The organism is Streptomyces sp. NPDC039462, from assembly GCF_055639375.1.
Genome location: NZ_JBVKAO010000006.1, coordinates 384216 through 404377, shown reverse-complemented (window position 1 = coordinate 404377; position 20162 = coordinate 384216). Strand labels below are relative to the sequence as shown.

At 70.2% G+C, this 20162-nt stretch carries 17 protein-coding genes; 4 read left to right on the top strand and 13 right to left on the bottom strand.

Annotated features, from left to right (window positions below; genetic code table 11):
- Positions 1-9 precede the first annotated feature (9 nt).
- The 4 genes from tal to pgl are packed head-to-tail and all read left to right on the top strand — an operon-like array spanning position 10 to position 4480.
- Positions 10-1128, top strand: a complete 1119-nt coding sequence (tal, locus tag ACZ7LU_RS30170) for a transaldolase (protein ID WP_398307530.1) — start codon at positions 10-12, stop codon at positions 1126-1128.
- Positions 1129-1134: 6 nt separating this feature from the next.
- Complete coding sequence (zwf, locus tag ACZ7LU_RS30165) at positions 1135-2658, top strand: glucose-6-phosphate dehydrogenase (RefSeq protein WP_398307528.1); 1524 nt, start codon at positions 1135-1137, stop codon at positions 2656-2658.
- Positions 2655-3704, top strand: a complete 1050-nt coding sequence (opcA, locus tag ACZ7LU_RS30160) for a glucose-6-phosphate dehydrogenase assembly protein OpcA (RefSeq protein WP_468083818.1) — start codon at positions 2655-2657, stop codon at positions 3702-3704. Before zwf ends, opcA begins: the two co-directional genes overlap by 4 nt.
- The gene (gene pgl / locus ACZ7LU_RS30155) at positions 3701-4480 is read left to right on the top strand and encodes a 6-phosphogluconolactonase (RefSeq protein ID WP_471918536.1); all 780 of its coding nucleotides are present in this window, start codon (positions 3701-3703) and stop codon (positions 4478-4480) included. The genes opcA and pgl overlap by 4 nt, the downstream gene beginning before the upstream one ends.
- A 52-nt stretch (positions 4481-4532) precedes the next feature.
- Here the strand turns inward: pgl and ACZ7LU_RS30150 are convergent, their stop codons facing one another.
- From ACZ7LU_RS30150 to ACZ7LU_RS30090, 13 genes are all read right to left on the bottom strand, one after another.
- Positions 4533-5021, bottom strand: a complete 489-nt coding sequence (locus ACZ7LU_RS30150) for a DUF2087 domain-containing protein (protein ID WP_398307522.1) — start codon at positions 5019-5021, stop codon at positions 4533-4535.
- 88 nt (positions 5022-5109) lie between these two features.
- Positions 5110-6762 carry a glucose-6-phosphate isomerase gene (gene pgi, locus ACZ7LU_RS30145; protein WP_398307520.1) on the bottom strand — a complete coding sequence of 551 codons (1653 nt, stop codon included), beginning with the start codon at positions 6760-6762 and terminating at the stop codon, positions 5110-5112.
- A gap of 169 nt (positions 6763-6931) precedes the next feature.
- Positions 6932-7267 (bottom strand): RNA polymerase-binding protein RbpA, encoded by a 336-nt coding sequence (locus ACZ7LU_RS30140; RefSeq protein WP_329389108.1) that lies wholly within the window; start codon positions 7265-7267, stop codon positions 6932-6934.
- 159 nt (positions 7268-7426) lie between these two features.
- A complete protein-coding gene (gene secG / locus ACZ7LU_RS30135; RefSeq protein ID WP_055702100.1) occupies positions 7427-7657 on the bottom strand; it encodes a preprotein translocase subunit SecG in 231 nt (76 codons plus the stop codon).
- Between the two features lie 101 nt (positions 7658-7758).
- Entirely contained in the window at positions 7759-8535 is a 777-nt protein-coding gene (gene tpiA, locus ACZ7LU_RS30130; protein ID WP_398307518.1) for a triose-phosphate isomerase, read from the bottom strand.
- A 6-nt stretch (positions 8536-8541) separates the two neighbouring features.
- Positions 8542-9753, bottom strand: coding sequence for a phosphoglycerate kinase (locus ACZ7LU_RS30125; RefSeq protein ID WP_398307516.1), 1212 nt, complete (start codon positions 9751-9753; stop codon positions 8542-8544).
- A gap of 106 nt (positions 9754-9859) precedes the next feature.
- On the bottom strand, positions 9860-10870 hold the full coding sequence (gene gap, locus ACZ7LU_RS30120) for a type I glyceraldehyde-3-phosphate dehydrogenase (protein WP_362995487.1): 1011 nt from the start codon (positions 10868-10870) through the stop codon (positions 9860-9862).
- 189 nt (positions 10871-11059) lie between these two features.
- Positions 11060-14020, bottom strand: coding sequence for a M14 family metallopeptidase (locus tag ACZ7LU_RS30115; RefSeq protein WP_471918535.1), 2961 nt, complete (start codon positions 14018-14020; stop codon positions 11060-11062).
- A 192-nt stretch (positions 14021-14212) separates the two neighbouring features.
- Complete coding sequence (whiA, locus tag ACZ7LU_RS30110; protein ID WP_398307512.1) at positions 14213-15217, bottom strand: DNA-binding protein WhiA; 1005 nt, start codon at positions 15215-15217, stop codon at positions 14213-14215.
- Complete coding sequence (locus ACZ7LU_RS30105; RefSeq protein WP_398307510.1) at positions 15208-16230, bottom strand: uridine diphosphate-N-acetylglucosamine-binding protein YvcK; 1023 nt, start codon at positions 16228-16230, stop codon at positions 15208-15210. Before ACZ7LU_RS30105 ends, whiA begins: the two co-directional genes overlap by 10 nt.
- Positions 16227-17165: an RNase adapter RapZ gene (gene rapZ, locus ACZ7LU_RS30100; protein ID WP_398307508.1), complete on the bottom strand. Its 939-nt coding sequence runs from the start codon at positions 17163-17165 to the stop codon at positions 16227-16229. Before rapZ ends, ACZ7LU_RS30105 begins: the two co-directional genes overlap by 4 nt.
- Positions 17162-19186: an excinuclease ABC subunit UvrC gene (gene uvrC / locus ACZ7LU_RS30095; protein WP_398307506.1), complete on the bottom strand. Its 2025-nt coding sequence runs from the start codon at positions 19184-19186 to the stop codon at positions 17162-17164. Before uvrC ends, rapZ begins: the two co-directional genes overlap by 4 nt.
- 96 nt (positions 19187-19282) lie before the next feature.
- Positions 19283-20161 (bottom strand): hypothetical protein, encoded by an 879-nt coding sequence (locus ACZ7LU_RS30090; protein ID WP_471918534.1) that lies wholly within the window; start codon positions 20159-20161, stop codon positions 19283-19285.
- Position 20162 lies beyond the last annotated feature (1 nt).

The following is a 20162-nucleotide window of genomic DNA, read 5'->3' as shown; positions in this document are numbered from 1 at the left end:
TGTAATTCCATGACAGACGCACTCAAGCGCCTTTCAGAAGAAGGCGTCGCGATCTGGCTGGACGACCTGTCGCGCAAGCGGATCACGTCCGGCAACCTCGCCGAACTGATCGACCAGCAGCACGTCGTGGGCGTCACCACCAACCCCTCGATCTTCCAGAAGGCCATCTCGCAGGGCGACGGTTACGACCAGCAGCTCTCGGACCTCGCCGCCCGCGAGGTCACCGTCGAGGAAGCCATCCGGATGATCACGACGGCGGACGTCCGTGACGCCGCCGACATCCTGCGGCCGGTCTTCGACGCGACGGGCGGCCAGGACGGCCGCGTGTCCATCGAGGTCGACCCGCGCCTGGCGCACAACACCAAGGCCACGACGGCCGAGGCCAAGCAGCTCGCCTGGCTTGTGGACCGTCCGAACGCGCTCATCAAGATCCCGGCCACCCAGGCGGGCATCCCGGCGATCACCGAGGTCATCGGCCTCGGCATCAGCGTCAACGTCACGCTGATCTTCTCGCTGGAGCGCTACCGCATGGTCATGGACGCGTACCTCGCGGGCCTGGAGAAGGCCAAGGAGCGCGGCCTGGACCTCTCGAAGATCCACTCCGTGGCGTCCTTCTTCGTGTCCCGCGTGGACACCGAGATCGACAAGCGCCTGGACGGCATCGGCACGGACGAGGCCAAGTCCCTCAAGGGCAAGGCCGCGCTCGCCAACGCCCGGCTCGCCTACGAAGCGTACGAGGAGGTCTTCTCCTCCGACCGCTGGGCCGCGCTCGACAAGGCGCAGGCCAACAAGCAGCGTCCGCTGTGGGCCTCGACCGGCGTCAAGGACCCCGCGTACAAGGACACCCTGTACGTCGACGAGCTCGTCGCGCCCAACACGGTGAACACCATGCCCGAGGCGACCCTGGAAGCCACCGGCGACCACGGCCAGATCACCGGCAACACCATCGCGGGCACCTACGACCAGGCTCGCGCCGAGATCGCCGCCGTGGAGAAGCTCGGCATCTCGTACGACGAGGTCGTGCAGCTGCTCGAGGACGAGGGCGTCGAGAAGTTCGAGGCGTCCTGGACCGACCTGCTCAAGTCGACTGAGGCCGAGCTCAAGCGCCTCGCTCCCGCGAAGGGCTGACCCATTTTGTCAAGCAGCAATCCGCTGCGTGACGCCGCAGACCGACGGCTCCCGCGTATCGCGGGGCCGTCGGGCCTGGTCATCTTTGGCGTCACGGGCGATTTGTCCCGTAAAAAGCTGATGCCTGCCGTCTACGACCTCGCCAACCGAGGCCTGTTGCCGCCGGGCTTTTCCCTCATTGGTTTCGCCCGCCGCGACTGGGAGGACGAGGACTTCGCCCAGGTCGTCCACGACGCGGTCAAGGAGCACTCCCGCACGCCGTTCCGCGAGGAAGTCTGGCAGCAGCTCATCCAGGGCATGCGCTTCGTCCAGGGCAACTTCGACGACGACGACGCCTTCGAGCAGCTCAAGGCCACCATCCAGGAGCTCGACAAGGCACAGGGGACGGGCGGCAACTTCGCCTTCTACCTCTCCGTGCCCCCGAAGTTCTTCCCGCAGGTCGTCCAGCAGCTCAAGAAGCACGAGCTCGCGGACGCCCCGAAGGGGTGCTGGCGCCGCGCGGTCATCGAGAAGCCGTTCGGCCACGACCTCGCGTCGGCCCAGGAGCTGAACGCGATCGTGCACGAGGTGTTCGCCCCGGACCAGGTGTTCCGGATCGACCACTACCTCGGCAAGGAGACCGTCCAGAACATCCTGGCGCTGCGCTTCGCCAACCAGATGTTCGAGCCGATCTGGAACCGGTCGTATGTGGACCACATCCAGATCACGATGGCCGAGGACATCGGCATCGGCGGCCGCGCCGGCTACTACGACGGCATCGGCGCCGCCCGTGACGTCATCCAGAACCACCTGCTCCAGCTGATGGCACTGACCGCGATGGAGGAGCCCGCCTCCTTCGAGGCGGACGCGCTGGTCGCCGAGAAGGCGAAGGTGCTCGGCGCCGTCCGGCTGCCGAAGGACCTCGGCAGGAACACGGTCCGCGGGCAGTACGCCGCGGGGTGGCAGGGCGGCGAGAAGGCCGTCGGCTACCTCCAGGAAGACGGCATCGACCCCAAGTCGAAGACCGACACCTACGCGGCGATCAAGCTGGAGGTGGACAACCGCCGCTGGGCGGGCGTCCCCTTCTACCTGCGCACCGGCAAGCGGCTCGGCCGTCGGGTCACGGAGATCGCGGTGGTCTTCCAGCGCGCTCCCCACTCCCCCTTCGACCACACCGCCACCGAGGAGCTCGGGCAGAACGCGATCGTCATCCGCGTCCAGCCGGACGAGGGCATCACGGTCCGGTTCGGCTCGAAGGTGCCCGGCACCTCCATGGAGATCCGGGACGTCTCGATGGACTTCGCGTACGGCGAGTCCTTCACCGAGTCCAGCCCCGAGGCGTACGAGCGCCTGATCCTCGACGTCCTGCTCGGCGACGCCAACCTCTTCCCGCGCACGGAGGAGGTCGAGCTGTCCTGGAACATCCTCGACCCGATCGAGGAGTACTGGGACAAGCACGGCAAGCCCGCGCAGTACCCGGCAGGCACCTGGGGCCCGACCGAGGCGGACGAAATGCTCGCACGAGACGGACGGAGCTGGCGTCGGCCATGAAGATCGACCTTACGGACACCACGTCCAGCAAGATCAACAAGGCGCTCGTGCAGGGCCGCAGGGCGATCGGCACCCCGGCCGTCGGCATGGTCCTGACCCTCGTCATCGTCACCGACGAGGAGAACGCCTACGACTCCCTGAAGGCCGCCAACGACGCGTCGCGCGAGCACCCCTCGCGCACCCTCGTGGTCATCAAGCGGGCCGCGCGCTCGCCCCGTGACCGCACCTCCTCGCGCCTCGACGCCGAGGTGCGGGTCGGCGTGGAGGCGGGCACCGGCGAGACGGTGGTCCTGCGGCTGTACGGCGAGGTCATCGACCACGCCCAGTCGGTCGTGCTGCCACTGCTGCTGCCCGACGCCCCCGTGGTCGTCTGGTGGCCGGTGAACGCCCCGCTGGACCCGGCCAACGACCCGCTCGGCGCCCTGGCCCAGCGGCGCGTCACGGACACGTACGCGGCCGAGCACCCCATCGAGGAGCTGACCGCCCGCGCCGCGGCCTACCACCCCGGCGACACGGACCTGTCCTGGACGCGCATCACCCCCTGGCGCTCGATGCTCGCGGCCGCCCTGGACCAGATCGCCTGCAAGGTGAAGTCGGTGCAGGTCGACGGCGAGGAGTTCAACCCGAGCTGCGAGCTGCTCGCCATGTGGCTCGCGGACCGGCTCGACGTGCCGGTGAAGCGGGCGCTCTCGCCCGGCCCCGGTCTGACCGGTGTGCGCATGGAGACCGACTGCGGCCCCATCGTGCTCGACCGGGCCGACGGCTCGCTCGCCACGCTGCACATCGAGGGCCAGCCCAACCGCGCGGTGGCGCTCAAGCGCCGCGAGACGGCCGAGCTGATCGCCGAGGAGCTGCGGCGCCTGGACCCGGACGACACCTACGCCTCCGCACTGAAGTACGGCGTGGACCGGCTGGCGCAGACGCCCACCGAGCGGGTGACCGAGACGGCCGAGGAGGCCCGGGAGTCCGGTGGCTCCGAGGCCGCTCCCGAGCCGAAGAAGGCGCCGGCGAAGAAGGCCGCCGCCAAGAAGGCGGCCGCCAAGTGAGCGCGGCCCCGCAGCTCGTCGTCCACCGCGACAAGGAGCTGATGGCGCAGGCCGCGGCGGCCCGCCTCATCACGAAGATCGTCGACGCGCAGGCCGCCCGCGGCCACGCGTCGGTGGTCCTCACCGGCGGCCGCAACGGCAACGGCCTGCTCGCGGCGCTGGGTGCGTCCCCGGCGAAGGACGCGATCGACTGGTCGCGGCTCGACCTGTGGTGGGGCGATGAGCGGTTCCTGCCGGACGGCGACCCGGAGCGCAACTACACCCAGGCCAAGGAGGCGCTGCTCGACTCGGTGCCGGTCAATCCGGCCCAGGTGCACCCGATGCCCGCGTCTGACGGTCCGTACGAGGTCGACGCGGCGGCGGAGCACTACGCCGCCGAGCTGGCCGCGGCCGCGGGCCCCGAGGACCACGGCCCCGTGCCGTCCTTCGACGTCCTGATGCTCGGCGTCGGCCCGGACACGCATGTCGCGTCGCTCTTCCCGGAGCTCCCCGCGGTGCGCGAGACGGAGCGCTCGGTGGTCGGCGTGCACGGCGCGCCGAAGCCCCCGCCGACCCGCATCTCGCTCACGCTCCCGGCGATCCGGGCGGCCCGCGAGGTGTGGCTGCTCGCGGCGGGCGAGGACAAGGCGAACGCCGCGGCGATCGCCCTGTCGGGCGCCGGCGAGGTGCAGGCCCCGGCGGCCGGTGCCTACGGCCGCTCGCGCACGCTATGGCTGCTCGACGCCGCGGCGGCCTCGCAGCTCCCGCCGGAGCTGTATCCGCCGGCCGTGGCGTAGCGGCCTCCGGTCGTACGTGCAAGAGGGCCCCGCACCACCCGGTGCGGGGCCCTCAGGCGTGGGCAGGGACGCGGCGGTAGCTGCTCCCGTCCTGGTCGCGGACGAGGAGGCCGTCGGTGACGCAGTACCTCCGCAGCGCCGCGGTGTCGTCGTGGACGGTGCGGAACGCGTCGTTGACCTCGCGTTCGCTGTAGACGCGGCCGGTGTCGAACAGGGTGTCCGTGAGATGGACGAGGAGTTCGTGGCGCACGACGGGGCGCACGGGAATGGCCGTGAGGCGGCCGTGCGCGAAGAAGCCGGTGAGCCGGCGCGGGACGGCGGGATGGATGTCCACGGGGAGCGGCGAGCGCCGGAAGACGGCCGGATCGGCCCGCAGCGACCCGTCGGGCAGCCGCTCCACGAGCCCACTGGCGAGCAGGCGTCCCAGGTGCCTGCGGGCGACGGCGGAGTCGGCCTCGCGCGGCGGCAGGTCGTCGAGGACGATGCGCGCGTACAGCCGGAGTCTCTCGGGGTCGGCGAGCGCGGCGAGCAGCTGGTCCATGACGGGGTTCCCTCCCGGCGGGTGACAGAGCCGAAGCAGTGTCACCCGCCGGGCGGGGCACCCGCATCCGATTAACTCATGATGAGACTCAACGGCCGCGCAGATCGCGGTACTTGGCGACCAGCGCCGTCGTCGACCCGTCCAGGTCCGGCACCTCGGCGCCCTCGGTCAGGGCGGGCTCGACGCGCTTGGCGAGGACCTTGCCGAGCTCGACGCCCCACTGGTCGAAGGAGTCGATGTTCCAGACGGCGCCCTGGACGAAGACCTTGTGTTCGTAGAGCGCGATGAGCTGGCCGAGGACCGAGGGGGTCAGCTCCTTGGCGAGGATCGTCGTCGTCGGGTGGTTGCCCTTGAACGTCTTGTGCGGGACCAGCTCCTCCGCGACGCCCTCGGCACGCACCTCGTCGGGCGTCTTGCCGAACGCCAGCGCCTGGGTCTGCGCGAAGAAGTTGGCCATCAGCAGGTCGTGCTGGGCGACCAGGCCCGGCAGCAGGTCGGCGACCGGCTCGGCGAAGCCGATGAAGTCCGCCGGGATCAACTTCGTGCCCTGGTGGATGAGTTGGTAGTAGGCGTGCTGGCCGTTGGTGCCGGGCGTGCCCCAGACGACCGGGCCCGTCTGCCAGTCGACCTCCTTGCCGTCCCGGTCGACGTACTTTCCGTTGGACTCCATGTCCAGCTGCTGGAGGTACGCGGTGAACTTGGAGAGGTAGTGCGAGTACGGCAGGACGGCGTGCGACTGCGCGTCGTGGAAGTTGCCGTACCAGATGCCCAACAGGCCCATCAGCAACGGCACGTTGGACTCGGCGGGCGCGGTGCGGAAGTGCTCGTCGACGAGGTGGAAGCCGTCGAGCATCTCGCGGAAGCGGTCGGGCCCGATGGCGATCATCAGGGAGAGACCGATCGCGGAGTCGTACGAGTAGCGGCCGCCGACCCAGTCCCAGAACTCGAACATGTTGGCCGTGTCGATGCCGAACTCCGACACCTTCTCGGCGTTCGTCGACAGGGCCACGAAGTGCTTGGCGACGGCGTCCTGGCCGGCCTTCAGCTCGGTCAGCAGCCAGTCACGCGCCGATGTGGCGTTCGTGATCGTCTCGATGGTGGTGAACGTCTTCGAGGCGATGATGAACAGCGTCTCGGCGGCGTCCAGGTCCCGCACGGCCTCGTGCAGGTCGGCGCCGTCCACGTTCGACACGAAGCGGACCGTGAGGCCGCGGTCGGTGAAGGAGCGCAGCGCCTCGTACGCCATCGCGGGGCCGAGGTCGGAGCCGCCGATGCCGATGTTGACGACGTTCTTGATGCGCTTGCCGGTGTGACCGGTCCACTCGCCGGAGCGGACCTTCTCCGAGAAGGCGCTCATCTTGTCGAGGACGGCGTGCACCGCGGGGACGACGTTCTCGCCGTCGACCTCGATGACGGCGTCCCGCGGGGCGCGCAGCGCGGTGTGCAGGACCGCGCGGTCCTCGGTGGTGTTGATCTTCTCGCCGCGGAACATGGCGTCCCGCAGGCCGAAGACGTCGGTCGCGGCGGCGAGCTCGCGCAGCAGCGTCAGCGTCTCGGCGGTGACGAGGTGCTTGGAATAGTCGATGTGCAGGTCGCCGACCTGGAGGGTGTACGCCGTGCCACGGGCCGGGTCAGCGGCGAACAGCTCGCGCAGCTGCACCTCCCCCAGCCGCTCACGGTGCTCGGCGAGCGCCGTCCATTCGGGAGTCTGATCGAGCCTGGCGCGGCTTTCTGCGTTCATCTCGGACTTCAGCCTTCTCTCGTACGCGCGTACGTCCATGTGCCCCGCTGCATCCTCCAACCTAATCGATCAGAGAGCGGGATGAGATGTCCGAAACTGTCTGTCCGCACACGTGCCGGGAGAAAGAAACCGGCCGGACACCTCTCGGTGCCCGGCCGGCTCTCAAGTGCTAGATCTCGCCCCGCAGTTTGGCGAGCGCTTCCGCGAGGATGGCCTCGCCGTCGGCGTCGCTGCGCCGCTCCCGCACGTACGCCAGGTGCGTCTTGTACGGCTCGGTGCGCGGCGGGTCCGGCGGGTTGTCCCGGTCCTGACCTGCCGGGAAGCCGCAGCGGGGACAGTCCCACGTGTCGGGGATCTGCGCGTCGCTGGCGAAGCTCGGCTGCGTCTCGTGCCCGTTGGAGCACCAGAAGGAGATGCGCGCACGCGGCGCGGACTCACCGCGCTCGGCCTCGCCCATCGGCCCCGCCCCGACCCGACTTCCTCGGATCGCGTTGCCACTTGCCACGGTCGTAACTCCCTGCGTGATGGTGCTGCTGCGGGCGCCTCAGTTTACGTAAGGCCCAACGCGCGTCCAGTGTTGGGAGTTACACCCCTCCCCCGGACGCAAGCCCCATGATAAGCCGCGCACGCTGGGCTGCACCGGACAAGCGGGCAGCGGGCGGCGCTAGTTGTTCGCCTTCATCAGCAGGCCGAGCGCGACAATGCAGGCGAACCAGAGCAGACCGACCACGACCGTGATGCGGTCGAGGTTGCGCTCCGCGACGGAGGAGCCGCCGACGGACGACTGCATGCCGCCACCGAACATGTCGGAGAGACCGCCGCCCTTGCCCTTGTGCATCAGCACCAGCAGCATCATCAGCAGGCTGAAGACGATCAGGGCGATCGAGAACCCCATAACCACGGCTGGACCAACTTCCTCGGATCTGAAACGACGACGGGGGCCGAAGGCAGGCTTCAGCCCCCGTCAGGGTACGACGTAACGCCGCTAGCGCATACTCACTGGTCGCCGAAGCGAACGATCTTGACGAACTCGTCGGAGTCCAGCGCGGCGCCGCCGACCAGCGCGCCGTCCACGTCGGGCTGCGCCATGATGTCGGCGACGTTCTTCGCCTTGACGGAGCCGCCGTACTGGATGCGCACCTTGTCGGCGAGCTCCTGGGAGTACAGCTCGGCGAGGCGGGCGCGGATCGCGCCGCAGACCTCCTGCGCGTCCTCGGGGGTCGCGACCTCGCCGGTGCCGATCGCCCAGACCGGCTCGTAGGCGATCACGATGGTCTCGGCCTGCTCGGCCGGGATGTCCTTCAGGCCGCCGTCGAGCTGGTTCAGCGTGTACTGGACCTGCTGACCCGCCTTGCGGATGTCCAGGCCCTCGCCGACGCAGAGGATCGGGGTCAGGCCGTGCTTGAAGGCGGCCTTCACCTTGGCGTTGCAGATCTGGTCGGTCTCGTTGTGGTACTGGCGGCGCTCGGAGTGGCCCACGGCGACGTAGGTGCACTTCAGCTTGGCCAGCATCGGGCCCGAGATCTCGCCGGTGTAGGCGCCGGAGTCGTGCGCCGAGATGTCCTGGGCGCCGTACTTGATCTTGAGCTTGTCGCCGTCGACGAGGGTCTGCACGGAGCGCAGGTCGGTGAAGGGCGGCAGGACGGCGACCTCGCAGGCCTCGTAGTCCTTGTCCGCCAGGGCGAAGGCGAGCTTCTGCACGTGGGCGATGGCCTCGAGGTGGTTGAGGTTCATCTTCCAGTTGCCCGCCATCAGCGGGGTGCGCTTAGTCATCAGGTGTCAGTTCTCCAGTGCCGCGAGGCCGGGGAGCGTCTTGCCCTCGAGGTATTCGAGGGAGGCGCCACCACCGGTGGAAATGTGGCCGAATGCGTTCTCGTCGAAGCCCAGCGTCCGCACGGCCGCGGCGCTGTCGCCGCCGCCGACGACCGTGAAGGCCGGGGAGTCGAGGAGCGCCTGGGCGACCGCCTTGGTGCCCTCGGCGTAGTCGGGGTGCTCGAAGACGCCCATCGGGCCGTTCCAGAAGACGGTGGCCGCGTCGGAGAGCTTCGAGGCGTAGAGCTTACGGGTCTCGGGGCCGATGTCGAGACCCTCCTGGTCGGCCGGGATGGCGTCGGCGGCGACCGTCGTGGGGTTGGCCGGGGCCTTGGTCTTCAGGTCGGGGAACTCGGCGGAGACCAGCACGTCGACGGGGAAGACGAATTCGACGCCCTTCTCCTCGGCGCGCTTCATGTACTCCTTCACCGCCGGGATCTGGTCCTCCTGGAGGAGGGAGATGCCGACCTCGTGGCCCTGCGCCTTGAGGAAGGTGTAGGCCATGCCGCCGCCGATGAGGATGCGGTCGGCCTTCTCCAGGAGGTGGTCGATCACGCCGAGCTTGTCGGAGACCTTGGCGCCGCCGAGGACCACGGCGTAGGGCCGCTTGACGTCGTCGGTGAGCTTCTTGAGGACGCCGACCTCGGTGGCGATGAGGTAGCCGGCGTAGTGCGGCAGGCGGGCCGGCAGGTCGAAGACGGAGGCGTGCTTGCGGTGCACGGCGCCGAAGCCGTCGCCCACGTAGACGTCCGCGAGGGCGGCGAGCTGGTCGGCGAACTCGCCGCGCTCGGTGTCGTCCTTGCTGGTCTCGCCCGCGTTGAAGCGGAGGTTCTCGATGACGGCGACCTGGCCGGGCTGCAGGCCGTTCACCGCGTCGTGCGCGGCCGGGCCGACGGTGTCCTGCGCGAACGCGACGGACCCGCCCAGGAGTTCACCGAGCCGCTCGGCGGCCGGCAGCAGCGAGAAGGCCGGGTCCGGGGCGCCCTTGGGGCGGCCCAGGTGCGAGGCCACGACGACCTTGGCGCCCGCGTCGGCGAGGGCCTTGACGGTCGGCAGGACGGCGCGGATGCGGCCGTCGTCGGTGATGGTGCCGTCGGCGAGCGGCACATTGAGGTCGGCGCGGACGAAGACCCGCTTGCCTTCGACCCCTTCGGCGAGAAGTTCGTCGATCGTCTTCACTACTGGACTCCTTGGGAGGGCTGACGCTGACGTGCAACAGGGCCCGTCCTGCGCATCATCGCGCGGGACGAACCCTGTGCTCACATCGAGGTGCCTGCTCTGATGGTTAGAGCTGACCGCCGACGAAGACCGTGAGGTCGACGAGACGGTTGGAGTAACCCCACTCGTTGTCGTACCAGCCGAGGATCTTCACCGACTTGCCGTCCTGGACCATCGTCATCGACGAGTCGAAGGTGCAGGAGGCCGGGTCGCTGACGATGTCGGACGACACGATCGGGTCCTCGGTGTAGAAGAGGTAGCCCTTCAGGTCGCCGTCGTCGGCGGCCTTCTTGAACGCGGCGTTGACCTCGTCCTTCGTGACCTCGCGGGAGACCTCGACGACCAGGTCGGTGGCGGAGCCGGTCGGGACCGGGACGCGCATCGCGATGCCGTCGAGCTTGCCCTTGAGCTGCGGCAGGACCAGCGCGGTGGCCTTGGCGGCACCGGTGGTGGTCGGGATGATGTTCTCGGCGGCGGCGCGGGCGCGGCGCAGGTCCTTGTGCGGGAAGTCCAGGATGCGCTGGTCGTTGGTGTACGCGTGCACCGTGGTCATCAGGCCCTTGACGATGCCGAAGTTCTCGTCGAGAACCTTGGCCATCGGCGCCACGCAGTTGGTGGTGCAGGAGGCGTTGGAGATGACGTGGTGGTTGGCCGCGTCGTACTTGTCCTGGTTGACGCCCATCACGATGGTGATGTCCTCGTCCTTGGCCGGAGCCGAGATGAGGACCTTCTTGGCGCCACCGGCGATGTGCTTCTCGGCGTCGGCCTTCTTGGTGAAGATGCCCGTGGACTCGATCACGATGTCGACGCCCAGCTGGCCCCACGGGATGTCGGCGGGGTTGCGCTCGGACAGCACCTTGATGGTGTGGCCGTCGACCGTGATGGTGTCCTCGGTGTGCGACACCTCGGCCTTGAGGCGGCCCAGGATGGTGTCGTACTTCAGCAGGTGGGCCGTGGTCGCGGTGTCACCCAGGTCGTTGACAGCCACGACTTCGATGTCCGCACCCTGCTCGAGCAGCGCGCGGAAGTAGTTGCGACCGATGCGGCCAAAGCCGTTGATGCCTACGCGGATCGTCACGAAACCGATCTCCTCGTTGGTACGCCGGTTTTAGACGCCGGCGAGTTGTATGGGATGTCCCCGACCGCCTCCGACCCTACCTCTCTGAAGCCTCTGAGGTGACATCGAGAGGGGCCGTAAGCGGCACAAAGGCCCGTACCCCGCAGTAGGGGTACGGGCCACCGGGACCTTGGTCCCGATTACGCACTGTCAGCTGCGCAGATGTGCCAGGGAGGCGCCCATAAGAGCGGCCCTCTCGGCACTTCCGGGCACATGCTCGAACCCGAAGCCGAGCAGCACGCTGTCACGCGCTGTGACCGCCGCGAAGGATCGGTAGAGCTCCCCGGTCCGCGTCCAGTCTCCTGTGATATTGGGGCTGCCGGCCGGGGGCGGCGCGGCGCTCCAGGAGCCGAGCGACGTCTCGAATCCCTCGGTCTCCGTGGCGGTGCCGCCGACGACCAGTTGCGCGTTGTCCGCGAAGAGGCCGCGGCCTCCGCTGGAGGGGTCGGTGACGGCGCTGAGCGAGACCTCGACCTTCTTGCCCGCGTAGGCGCTGAGGTCGAAGGCGACGGGCTTCCAGCCGCCGGAGGAGCCGGTGAAGCTGTTCCAGGCGCCGCTGGTGCCGGAGGCCGTGCAGGCGTCGGCGCCCACCGTCAGGTAGTGGCGCAGGAAGGGGTGGCCGTTGACGAAGAAGCCGGCCGCGCACTCGGCGGGCACGGTGGTGGACGTATTGCCGTTCTTGTCGGGCAGCGTGGTCCAGTCGTCGGCGCCCGCGGTGTGGGCTTCGAGCAGCCCGTGGTCGTAGCCGGGCTCCAGGTTCCAGTTGAGCGCGAACCGCAGTTCGGGGCGGTCGGCGGCCGTGACGCCGGTCAGGTCGATGGTGCGGGTCAGCCGCTTCCAGTCCTGGTCGGCGTGGGTGGCCGAGGCCATGCCCTGGCCCGCGAAGGGCGCGTAGGGGTTGCTGAGGCCGGGGTAGGAGCCCGCTGCCGCGCTCCTGAACTGCGGGAACTTCTCGGGCGGCAGGCTGTCGGAGGTGACGGTGAAGCGGCCCGCCTTGTCGAGCGGGTTGGCGCCGGCGGCGGCGAGCGGGGTGCTCACTCCGTCGAGCGCGCCGCTGCCCTTGAAGCTCGTGGCGCCGGGCGCGGAGAGGCGTTCGTAGGCGCCGAGGTAGTACTGCGCGAAGTCGTCGGTGAGGGCGTCGCCGAGGTCGACGGCGCCGCCGGCGCGCTCGCCGGACTCGATGAGCTTGCCGCCCTCGTTGAGGTAGTCGCGCAGGGCGAGTTGGGTGGGTGCGCCGGGGACGGGGTCGCCGGTGTAGTGGACGACGGCGGAGAAGTGCGACAGGACGCCGAGCGGGTGCGGGACGCCTTGTTTCGCGACGTCCCAGACGGCGGCCGAGCGGCCGTTGGCCTTGACCGCGTCGACGTACTTCTGGGTCTGGGTGGCCGTCGCGCCCTCTTCGGCGACGACGAGCGTGCCGGCCCTGGGGCGTTCGGCGACGGTGTAGGTGAAGTGCTTGCTCTCGGTGCGGCCCTTCTTGGTGCGGCCGGTGAACCACACCTCGACCTTGTCGCCCACGCGCGCGTCCTCGACCTCGGCGCGGTACTCGTCGAAGTAGAGGTTGTCCTCGCCGCCGTAGGTCTCGCCGCCCTTCCAGGCCCGCAGATCCTCCTCGTGCGTACGGCCGCCGTTGACGCGGTACTTGAGTTCCTTGTCGCGTACGGACTTGCGGGCGGTGACGGCGACTTCCTGGTCACCGCCGCGCGCGTACGACGTGGTGAAGGTGTCAGGGCTGAAGTCGGGGGCCTCGATGTCGGTGACGGAGACCGGCTGGTCCGGGTGGAGCGCCGTCTCGGCGACGGCGAGCGCGAACGGGACGTTCTTGGCGAACTCCTGCTGGATCAGCTTCTCGTCGTCGGGGAAGGTGAAGATGGACGCGCAGTCCTCCGGCTTCCAGGCGTCGTTCGGGTCGACGTTCGAGGCGGTCTGGCAGGTGGACATCTCCGGGGTGAACATCGGGATGCCGTTGATGTTGCCCGCGTGTCCGTCGGCCTCGCCGTTGGTGGTGTAGAGCTCGGAGGCGACCTGCGGGTGGTAGCCGGCGATCGCGGGCTTCTCGGGCGTGCCGGCCAGCGCCCGGTAGAGCACGTCGTCCGGGGTCGGCGTGGCGACCTGCCAGCCCACTCCGTAGAGGATCAGTTCGGCCGCGGAGTGGTAGTTGATGCCGTACGTGAAGCCGATGCGCTTCTGGAAGCGGTCGAGCGCCTTCGTCTCCGGCTCGGACATCGGGCCCGTGCCGCGGTAGGTCTCGGAGGACGGGTTCGGCGACGAGCCCTCATTGTCGTAGCCCCACTTGTAGGCGAAGTTGCGGTTGAGGTCGACGCCGTCGCCCGGGGCGATCTTCCCGTTACCGTCGATGTCGCGGAGGTTCTTGCGCCACTGGCGGTTGCCGTCGGCGGCGTGCGTGTAGTCGTAGCCGTCGGGGTTGGCGGAGAGCACGAACCACAGCTCGGTGGAGTTCACGAGCTTGGTGATGCGCTTGTCCTTGCCGTAGTTGTCCAGGTAGTGGTGCATCAGGCGGCGGGTCATCTCGGGGGTGATCCACTCGCGCGCGTGCTGGTTGGACAGGTAGAGCGTGGACGGCTTGGAGCCGTCCTTGGACTTCTTGGCGTTCTTGGAGAGCTTCAGGGCGAGGATGTCCTTGCCCTGGAGGCTCTTGCCGATGGAGACGACCTTGGTGAGGCCGGGGTGGGCCTGCCCGGTCCTGACGATCTCCTCCTGGAGACCGCCCTTTCCGCTGTACGGCCGGTAGACGCCGTCCCCCGCGGCCTTGAGCCACTGCTGCGTCGCCGCCGACACCTTGTGCTCGCTGAGCTCGATGCCCTTGCGCTCGATGGCCTTCGCCTGGCGCTCGGTCAGATACAGCTCGACGCGGCCGGTGCCGCGCTCGGGCGCCTGTCCGGCGAGTTCGTGGGCGTCCTGGCCCGCCGCGACGAGGATCGGGATCTGCTTCTTGGTGACCTCGGCCTGGTAGACGCCGATGGCTGCCGGGTCGTCGGCGGCCGGGGCCTTCGCGGGCCCGTCGGCCTGGGCGTGCGGGGCGGTGACAAGTCCGCCGACGATCAGTGCGCTCGCGGCGAGAACCGATCTCGCGCTCGCTCTTCGTCTCATGAGCCCCCCCTTGCGGTTGTCCGGCACGGGTGTGCGGGATGCCAGGCTCGTGACAGTGCATGATCATGTCAATACGGTGGGTGAAGGCGTGCGGCGCGGGCACACGAAAGCCGCTGGCGCCCGGTGGGGCGCCAGCGGCTCAGGAGACGTGCGGGAGGAGACGCGCGAGAGGAGACGCGTGCGGGGCGCGCGTCAGACCGCCATGTTCTCCGCGAGCATGTTGTCCGCGATCTCCTCGGTGAGGTTGGACTCCGTGCCCGGGATGCCGAGGTCCTGGGCCCGCTTGTCGGCCATGGCGAGCAGCCGTCGGATGCGGCCCGCGACGGCGTCCTTGGTCAGCGGCGGGTCGGCGAGCGCGCCCAGCTCCTCCAGCGACGCCTGCTTGTGCTCCATGCGCAGGCGTCCGGCGGCCGCGAGGTGCTCAGGGACCTCGTCGGCGAGGATCTCCAGGGCGCGCTGCACCCGGGCGCCCGCGGCGACGGCCGCGCGGGCCGAGCGGCGCAGGTTCGCGTCGTCGAAGTTGGCCAGGCGGTTGGCGGTGGCGCGCACCTCGCGCCGCATCCGCCGCTCCTCCCAGGCGAGGACCGACTCGTGCGCCCCGAGGCGGGTCAGGAGCGCGCCGATCGCGTCGCCGTCGCGGACGACCACGCGGTCCACGCCGCGCACCTCGCGGGCCTTGCTCGCGATCTGGAGCCTGCGGGCGGCGCCGACCAGGGCGAGCGCGGCCTCCGGGCCGGGGCACGTCACCTCCAGGGAGGAGGAGCGGCCGGGCTCGGTGAGCGAGCCGTGCGCGAGGAACGCCCCGCGCCAGGCCGCCTCCGCGTCGCAGGTGGCCCCCGAGACCACCTGCGGCGGCAGGCCCCGGATGGGGCGGCCGCGGCCGTCCACGAGGCCCGTCTGGCGGGCCAGCTGATCGCCGCCCGCGACCACCCGGACGACGTAACGCGAGCCGCGTCGCAGGCCGCCGGGGGCCATCACGATCAGCTCCGAGCTGTGTCCGAAGATCTCCAGGATGTCCCGCTTGAGCCGCCGGGCGGCCATCGCGGTGTCCAGCTCCGCCTCGATCACGATGCGGCCGCTCACCAGGTGCAGGCCGCCCGCGAACCGCAGGATCGCCGAGACCTCTGCTTTTCTGCAGCAGGTCCGGGTGACGGGGAGCCGGGAGATCTCGTCCTTCACCGCTGCCGTCATCGCCATGGGCCGATCCTTCCATGCATCCGAAAAATACGGTCGTACGCGGCTGCCAGGAGCTCCGGGTCGTGCCTCGGAGTCCCGTCGGGCCGGGCCACCGGCGCCAGCTCGACCGTGGCGCCGAGCCGCTTGGCGGCATCGGTGAGCGACTCACGGTCGGGCACGGCGGCCTCGTCGGCCAGCACCACGTCCAGGGCGAGTTTAGGGGCGTGTCGGGCCAAAACCTCCAAATGACGCTGCGGAGAGAAGCCATCGGTTTCTCCCGGTTGCGGCGCCAGGTTGAGGGAGAGGACCTTGCGGGCCTTCGTCGCGGTGAGCGCGTCGAGCAGTTCGGGCACGAGGAGATGCGGGATCACAGAGGAGAACCAGGAGCCCGGACCGAGCACCACCCAGTCCGCGTCGAGGACGGCGGCGACCGCTTCGGGGACGGCCGGCGGGTCGTGCGGGACGACGTGCACGGACTGGACCTCGCCGGGCGTGAGCGCGACGGTGGCCTGCCCCCGCACGGTGTCCACGTCGTCGGGCCGGTCCGGGTCGTGGCCCTTGACGAGGGCCTGGAGCTCCAGCGGCACGGCCGACATGGGCAGGACGCGGCCCTGCGCACCGAGCAGCCGGCCGACCAGGTCCAGGGCCTGCACATGGTCGCCGAGCTGCTCCCACAGGGCGACGATCAGCAGATTGCCGACCGCGTGCTCGTGCAGGTCGCCCTTGGACTGGAAGCGGTGCTGGATGACGCGGGACCACGTCTGGCCCCAGTCGTCGTCGCCGCACAGCGCGGCGAGGGCCTTGCGCAGATCGCCGGGCGGCAGCACGCCGAGCTCGTCGCGCAGGCGGCCGCTGGAGCCGCCGTCGTCGGCGACCGTGACGACGGCGGTGAGGTCTCCGGCTCCGGTGATGCGGCGCAGCGCGGCGAGCGAGGCGGACAGTCCCATGCCCCCGCCGAGCGCGACCACCTTCGGCTGGGTGCCCCGCTTGCGGCCCAGTCGGCTCAGGCGGACGGTCCGGCGGGTCGGCTTCACTCGCGCCCCATGTCCCGGTGGACCAAGACGGTCTCCACGCCCTCGGACGCCAGGCGCGCCGCGAGCTTCTCGGACATGGCGACGGAGCGGTGCTTGCCGCCCGTGCAGCCGACGGCGATCGTCACGTACCGCTTGCCCTCGCGGCGGTAGCCCGCGGCGATGAGCTGGAGCAGTTCGGCGTACCGGTCGAGGAACTCCTTGGCGCCGGGCTGGTTGAAGACGTACGCGGCGACCTCCTCGTTCTGGCCGGTGTACTGGCGCAGCTCGGGGACCCAGTGCGGGTTGGGCAGGAAGCGCATGTCCACGACGAGGTCGGCGTCGACCGGCAGGCCGTACTTGAAGCCGAAGGACATGACGGTGGCCCGCAGCTCGGGCTCCTCCTCGCCCGCGAACGAGGCGTCCATCTTGGCGCGCAGCTCGTGCACGTTCAGGCTGGAGGTGTCGATGACCAGGTCGGCGTCGCCGCGCAGCTCGCGCAGGAGGTCGCGCTCGGCCGCGATGCCGTCGACGATGCGGCCGTCGCCCTGCAGCGGGTGCGGGCGGCGGACCGACTCGAAACGGCGGACCAGGGCCTCGTCCGAGGACTCCAGGAAGACGATGCGCCGCGTGACGTTCTTCGCCTCCAGCTCGGCGAGGGACTCGCGGAGGTTGTCGAAGAAGCGCCTGCCGCGCACGTCGACGACGACCGCGATGCGGGCGACGTTGCCCTGCGAGCGGGCGCCGAGCTCCACCATGGTGGGGATCAGGGCGGGCGGGAGGTTGTCGACCACGAACCAGCCGAGGTCCTCCAGACACTTGGCCGCCGTGCTGCGTCCGGCGCCGGACATCCCGGAGATGATCACCAGCTCGGGGATCGCGGCGTCGGGGACTCCCGGTGTCTCGATGATGGGCGTGCCCGCACTCACTTGCTCTTCACCTTCGTCGTGCTCGCTCATGTCTCCTGCCCCCGTCGTTCTTCCGAGGCGCCCGCGGTCACGGGCTCCTCCTCTTCCATGATCTCTCCGGTCGCCGTGTTGACGGCGGGGCCGGCGGGAACCGCCCCGGCGAGGGCCGCGAGGACGGCCTCGGCCGTCTTGCGGCCCACTCCCGGGACCTCGCAGATCTGGTCGATTGTCGCGGATCGGAGCCTCTTCACCGAACCGAAGTGCTTGATCAGCGTCTGCTTGCGGGCCTCGCCGAGGCCCGGCACGGCGTCCAGCGGCCCGGCGCGGAAGCGCTTGGACCGCTTGTTGCGCTGGTAGGTGATGGCGAAGCGGTGGGCTTCGTCACGTACCCGCTGGAGGAGGTAGAGGCCCTCGCTGGTGCGCGGCAGGATCACCGGGTCGTCCTCGTCGGGGACCCAGACCTCCTCCAGGCGCTTGGCGAGGCCGCAGACCGCGATGTCGTCGATGCCGAGCTCGTCCAGGGCCCTCTTGGCGGCCGCGACCTGCGGCTGCCCGCCGTCCACGACGACGAGCTGCGGCGGATACGCGAACCGCTTGGGGCGGCCGTCCTCCTCGGTGGGCCCGAGGTCGGCGACCTCCCCCGTCTCCTCGTCGACCCACTCCCCGCTCCGCTCCTTCTCGGCGAGATAGCGCTTGAAGCGGCGCGTGATCACCTCGTGCATGGAGCGGACGTCGTCCTGGCCCTCGAAGCCCTTGATCTGGAAGCGGCGGTACTCGCTCTTCCTGGCGAGGCCGTCCTCGAAGACGACCATGGACGCCACGACGTCGTCGCCCTGGAGGTGCGAGATGTCGTAGCACTCGACGCGCAGGGGGACGCTGTCCAGCTCCAGGGCGGCGGCGATCTCCTCCAGGGCGCGCGAGCGCGTGGTGAGGTCGGAGGCGCGCTTGGTCTTGTGCAGGACGAGGGACTGCTGCGCGTTGCGCGCGACGGTCTCCATGAGGGCCTTCTTGTCGCCGCGCTGCGGAATGCGCAGCGAGACGCTCGCGCCGCGGCGCTCGGTCAGCCACTCCTGGACCGGTTCTATCGGGTCGGGCAGCGCGGGGACGAGCACCTCCTTGGGGACGGCGTCGCCGCTCTCCTCCCCGTACAGCTGCTGGAGGGCGTGCTCGACGAGGTCGCCGCTGGTGACGGCCTCGACCTTGTCGGTGACCCAGCCGCGCTGTCCGCGGACCCGGCCGCCGCGGACGTGGAAGATCTGCACGGCGGCTTCGAGCTCGTCCTCGGCGAGGGCGATGAGGTCGGCGTCCGTGGCGTCCGCGAGGACGACGGCGCTCTTCTCCATCGCCTTCTTCAGGGCTTCGATGTCGTCGCGCAAGCGGGCCGCGCGCTCGTACTCCATCTCCTCGGCGGCGTCCGCCATCTGCCGCTCGAGCCGGCGGATGTACGTGCCCGTGCGGCCGGCCATGAAGTCGCAGAAGTCCTCGGCGAGTTCACGGTGGGCATCGGGTGTGACGCGCTCCACACAGGGCGCCGAGCACTTGCCGATGTAGCCGAGGAGGCAGGGGCGGCCGGTGCGGGTGGCGTTCTTGAACACGCCGGCGGAGCAGGTGCGGACGGGGAAGGCGCGCAGGAGGAGGTCGACGGTGTCGCGGATCGCCCACGCGTGGCCGTACGGCCCGAAGTAGCGCACGCCCTTCTTCTTGGCGCCGCGCATCACCTGCACGCGCGGGAACTGTTCGTTCATCGTCACGGCGAGGTACGGATAGCTCTTGTCGTCGCGGTACTTGACGTTGAACCGGGGGTCGAACTCCTTGATCCAGGTGTACTCCAGCTGGAGCGCCTCGACCTCGTTGGTCACCACGGTCCACTCGACGGAGGCGGCCGTCGTCACCATGGAGCGGGTGCGCGGGTGGAGCCCGGCCAGGTCCTGGAAGTAGTTGGCCAGGCGCTGGCGCAGGCTCTTGGCCTTCCCGACGTAGATCACCCGGCGGTGCTCGTCGCGGAATTTGTAGACCCCCGGGGCGTCGGGGATCTGTCCCGGCTTGGGGCGGTAGCTGGAAGGGTCGGCCATGTCGGACAGCCTACTGGCGGGCACCGACAGTCCGGGGCGGCGTACGGCTCCGCCGGTGGGAGCGGCGGCCGGTGGTCCGGCCGCCGCTCGCGGGGGTCAGCCCTCCTGCCGGGCGGCGCGGCGCCGGACGAGCGCCGCTCCGGAGAGGCCGAGGGCGAGCAGGGCGCCCGCGCCCGCTATCGAGGAGGCCACCGTGACCGGGCCGTCGTCCTGGCCGGAGGCCTGCGCCGGGGCCTCGGCGGAGGTCCGCGCGGGCTTGTCGGTGTCGTAGCCGCCCGCCTTGCCGGACTTCTCGTACGCGGAGCCGGGCAGCTTGTCGGCGTACGCCTTCCGGACACGCTCTCGGTAGGCGGCGACCGTGGTCCCCTCGGCGCCGACAGCGCGCACCGCGTCCTTGTCGAGGGGCAGCACGCGCGCGTGGTCACCGTCCCGGTCGTCCCGGACGTACCAGGCGTTGATCTGCGGCTCGTGGAAGACGGTGCCTCCGGGTGCCTTCTTCGCGCCCACGCGCGCGTAGTGGGTCTCGTCGTCCCCGGTGGCGATGTTCACGACCTGCCACGAGCCGCCTCGCTTCACTGTCCAGAGGGAGGCTTCCTGGCCGTCGGAGGAGACGGCCTTGCTGGCGAGGAACTCCAGGCGGGCGATCGGCGCGTCCTTCTTGCCCGCGACGAAGTCCGCCGAGAGGTAGTACACGGGCACGGTCCTGCCCTCCACCCGCGGGTCGGCGGCGGACCTGGTGACCGCTCCCTCCCGGGAGAAGAAGCGGGAGAGCGTGTCGAGGGTCTTCGGCGCCTCGGCCGCGCGGTGTGCCGCGTCGCGGGACGCGGCTGAGGGCGCAGGCGGGCCGGAGTCGGCGGAGGCGGCCGGGGCCGCGAGGCCGAGGAGCAGGGTGGTGGCGGCCGTGCCCGCGAGCGCGGTCCCTGCCAGGCGGCCGGGGAGGTGACGGGCCAGGCGGCTGGAAAGGTGACGGGTCATC

Bases quoted from the DNA above. Each gene is read 5' to 3' on its own strand.
- tal (WP_398307530.1), top strand. From the start codon at position 10: ATGACAGACGCACTCAAGCGCCTTTCAGAAGAAGGCGTCGCGATCTGG.
- opcA (WP_468083818.1), top strand. From the start codon at position 2,655: ATGAAGATCGACCTTACGGACACCACGTCCAGCAAGATCAACAAGGCG.
- ACZ7LU_RS30150 (WP_398307522.1), bottom strand. From the start codon at position 5,021: ATGGACCAGCTGCTCGCCGCGCTCGCCGACCCCGAGAGACTCCGGCTG.
- pgi (WP_398307520.1), bottom strand. From the start codon at position 6,762: ATGAACGCAGAAAGCCGCGCCAGGCTCGATCAGACTCCCGAATGGACG.
- secG (WP_055702100.1), bottom strand. From the start codon at position 7,657: ATGGGGTTCTCGATCGCCCTGATCGTCTTCAGCCTGCTGATGATGCTG.
- tpiA (WP_398307518.1), bottom strand. From the start codon at position 8,535: ATGACTAAGCGCACCCCGCTGATGGCGGGCAACTGGAAGATGAACCTC.
- ACZ7LU_RS30115 (WP_471918535.1), bottom strand. From the start codon at position 14,020: ATGAGACGAAGAGCGAGCGCGAGATCGGTTCTCGCCGCGAGCGCACTG.
- whiA (WP_398307512.1), bottom strand. From the start codon at position 15,217: ATGGCGATGACGGCAGCGGTGAAGGACGAGATCTCCCGGCTCCCCGTC.
- rapZ (WP_398307508.1), bottom strand. From the start codon at position 17,165: ATGAGCGAGCACGACGAAGGTGAAGAGCAAGTGAGTGCGGGCACGCCC.
- uvrC (WP_398307506.1), bottom strand. From the start codon at position 19,186: ATGGCCGACCCTTCCAGCTACCGCCCCAAGCCGGGACAGATCCCCGAC.
- ACZ7LU_RS30090 (WP_471918534.1), bottom strand. From the start codon at position 20,161: ATGACCCGTCACCTTTCCAGCCGCCTGGCCCGTCACCTCCCCGGCCGC.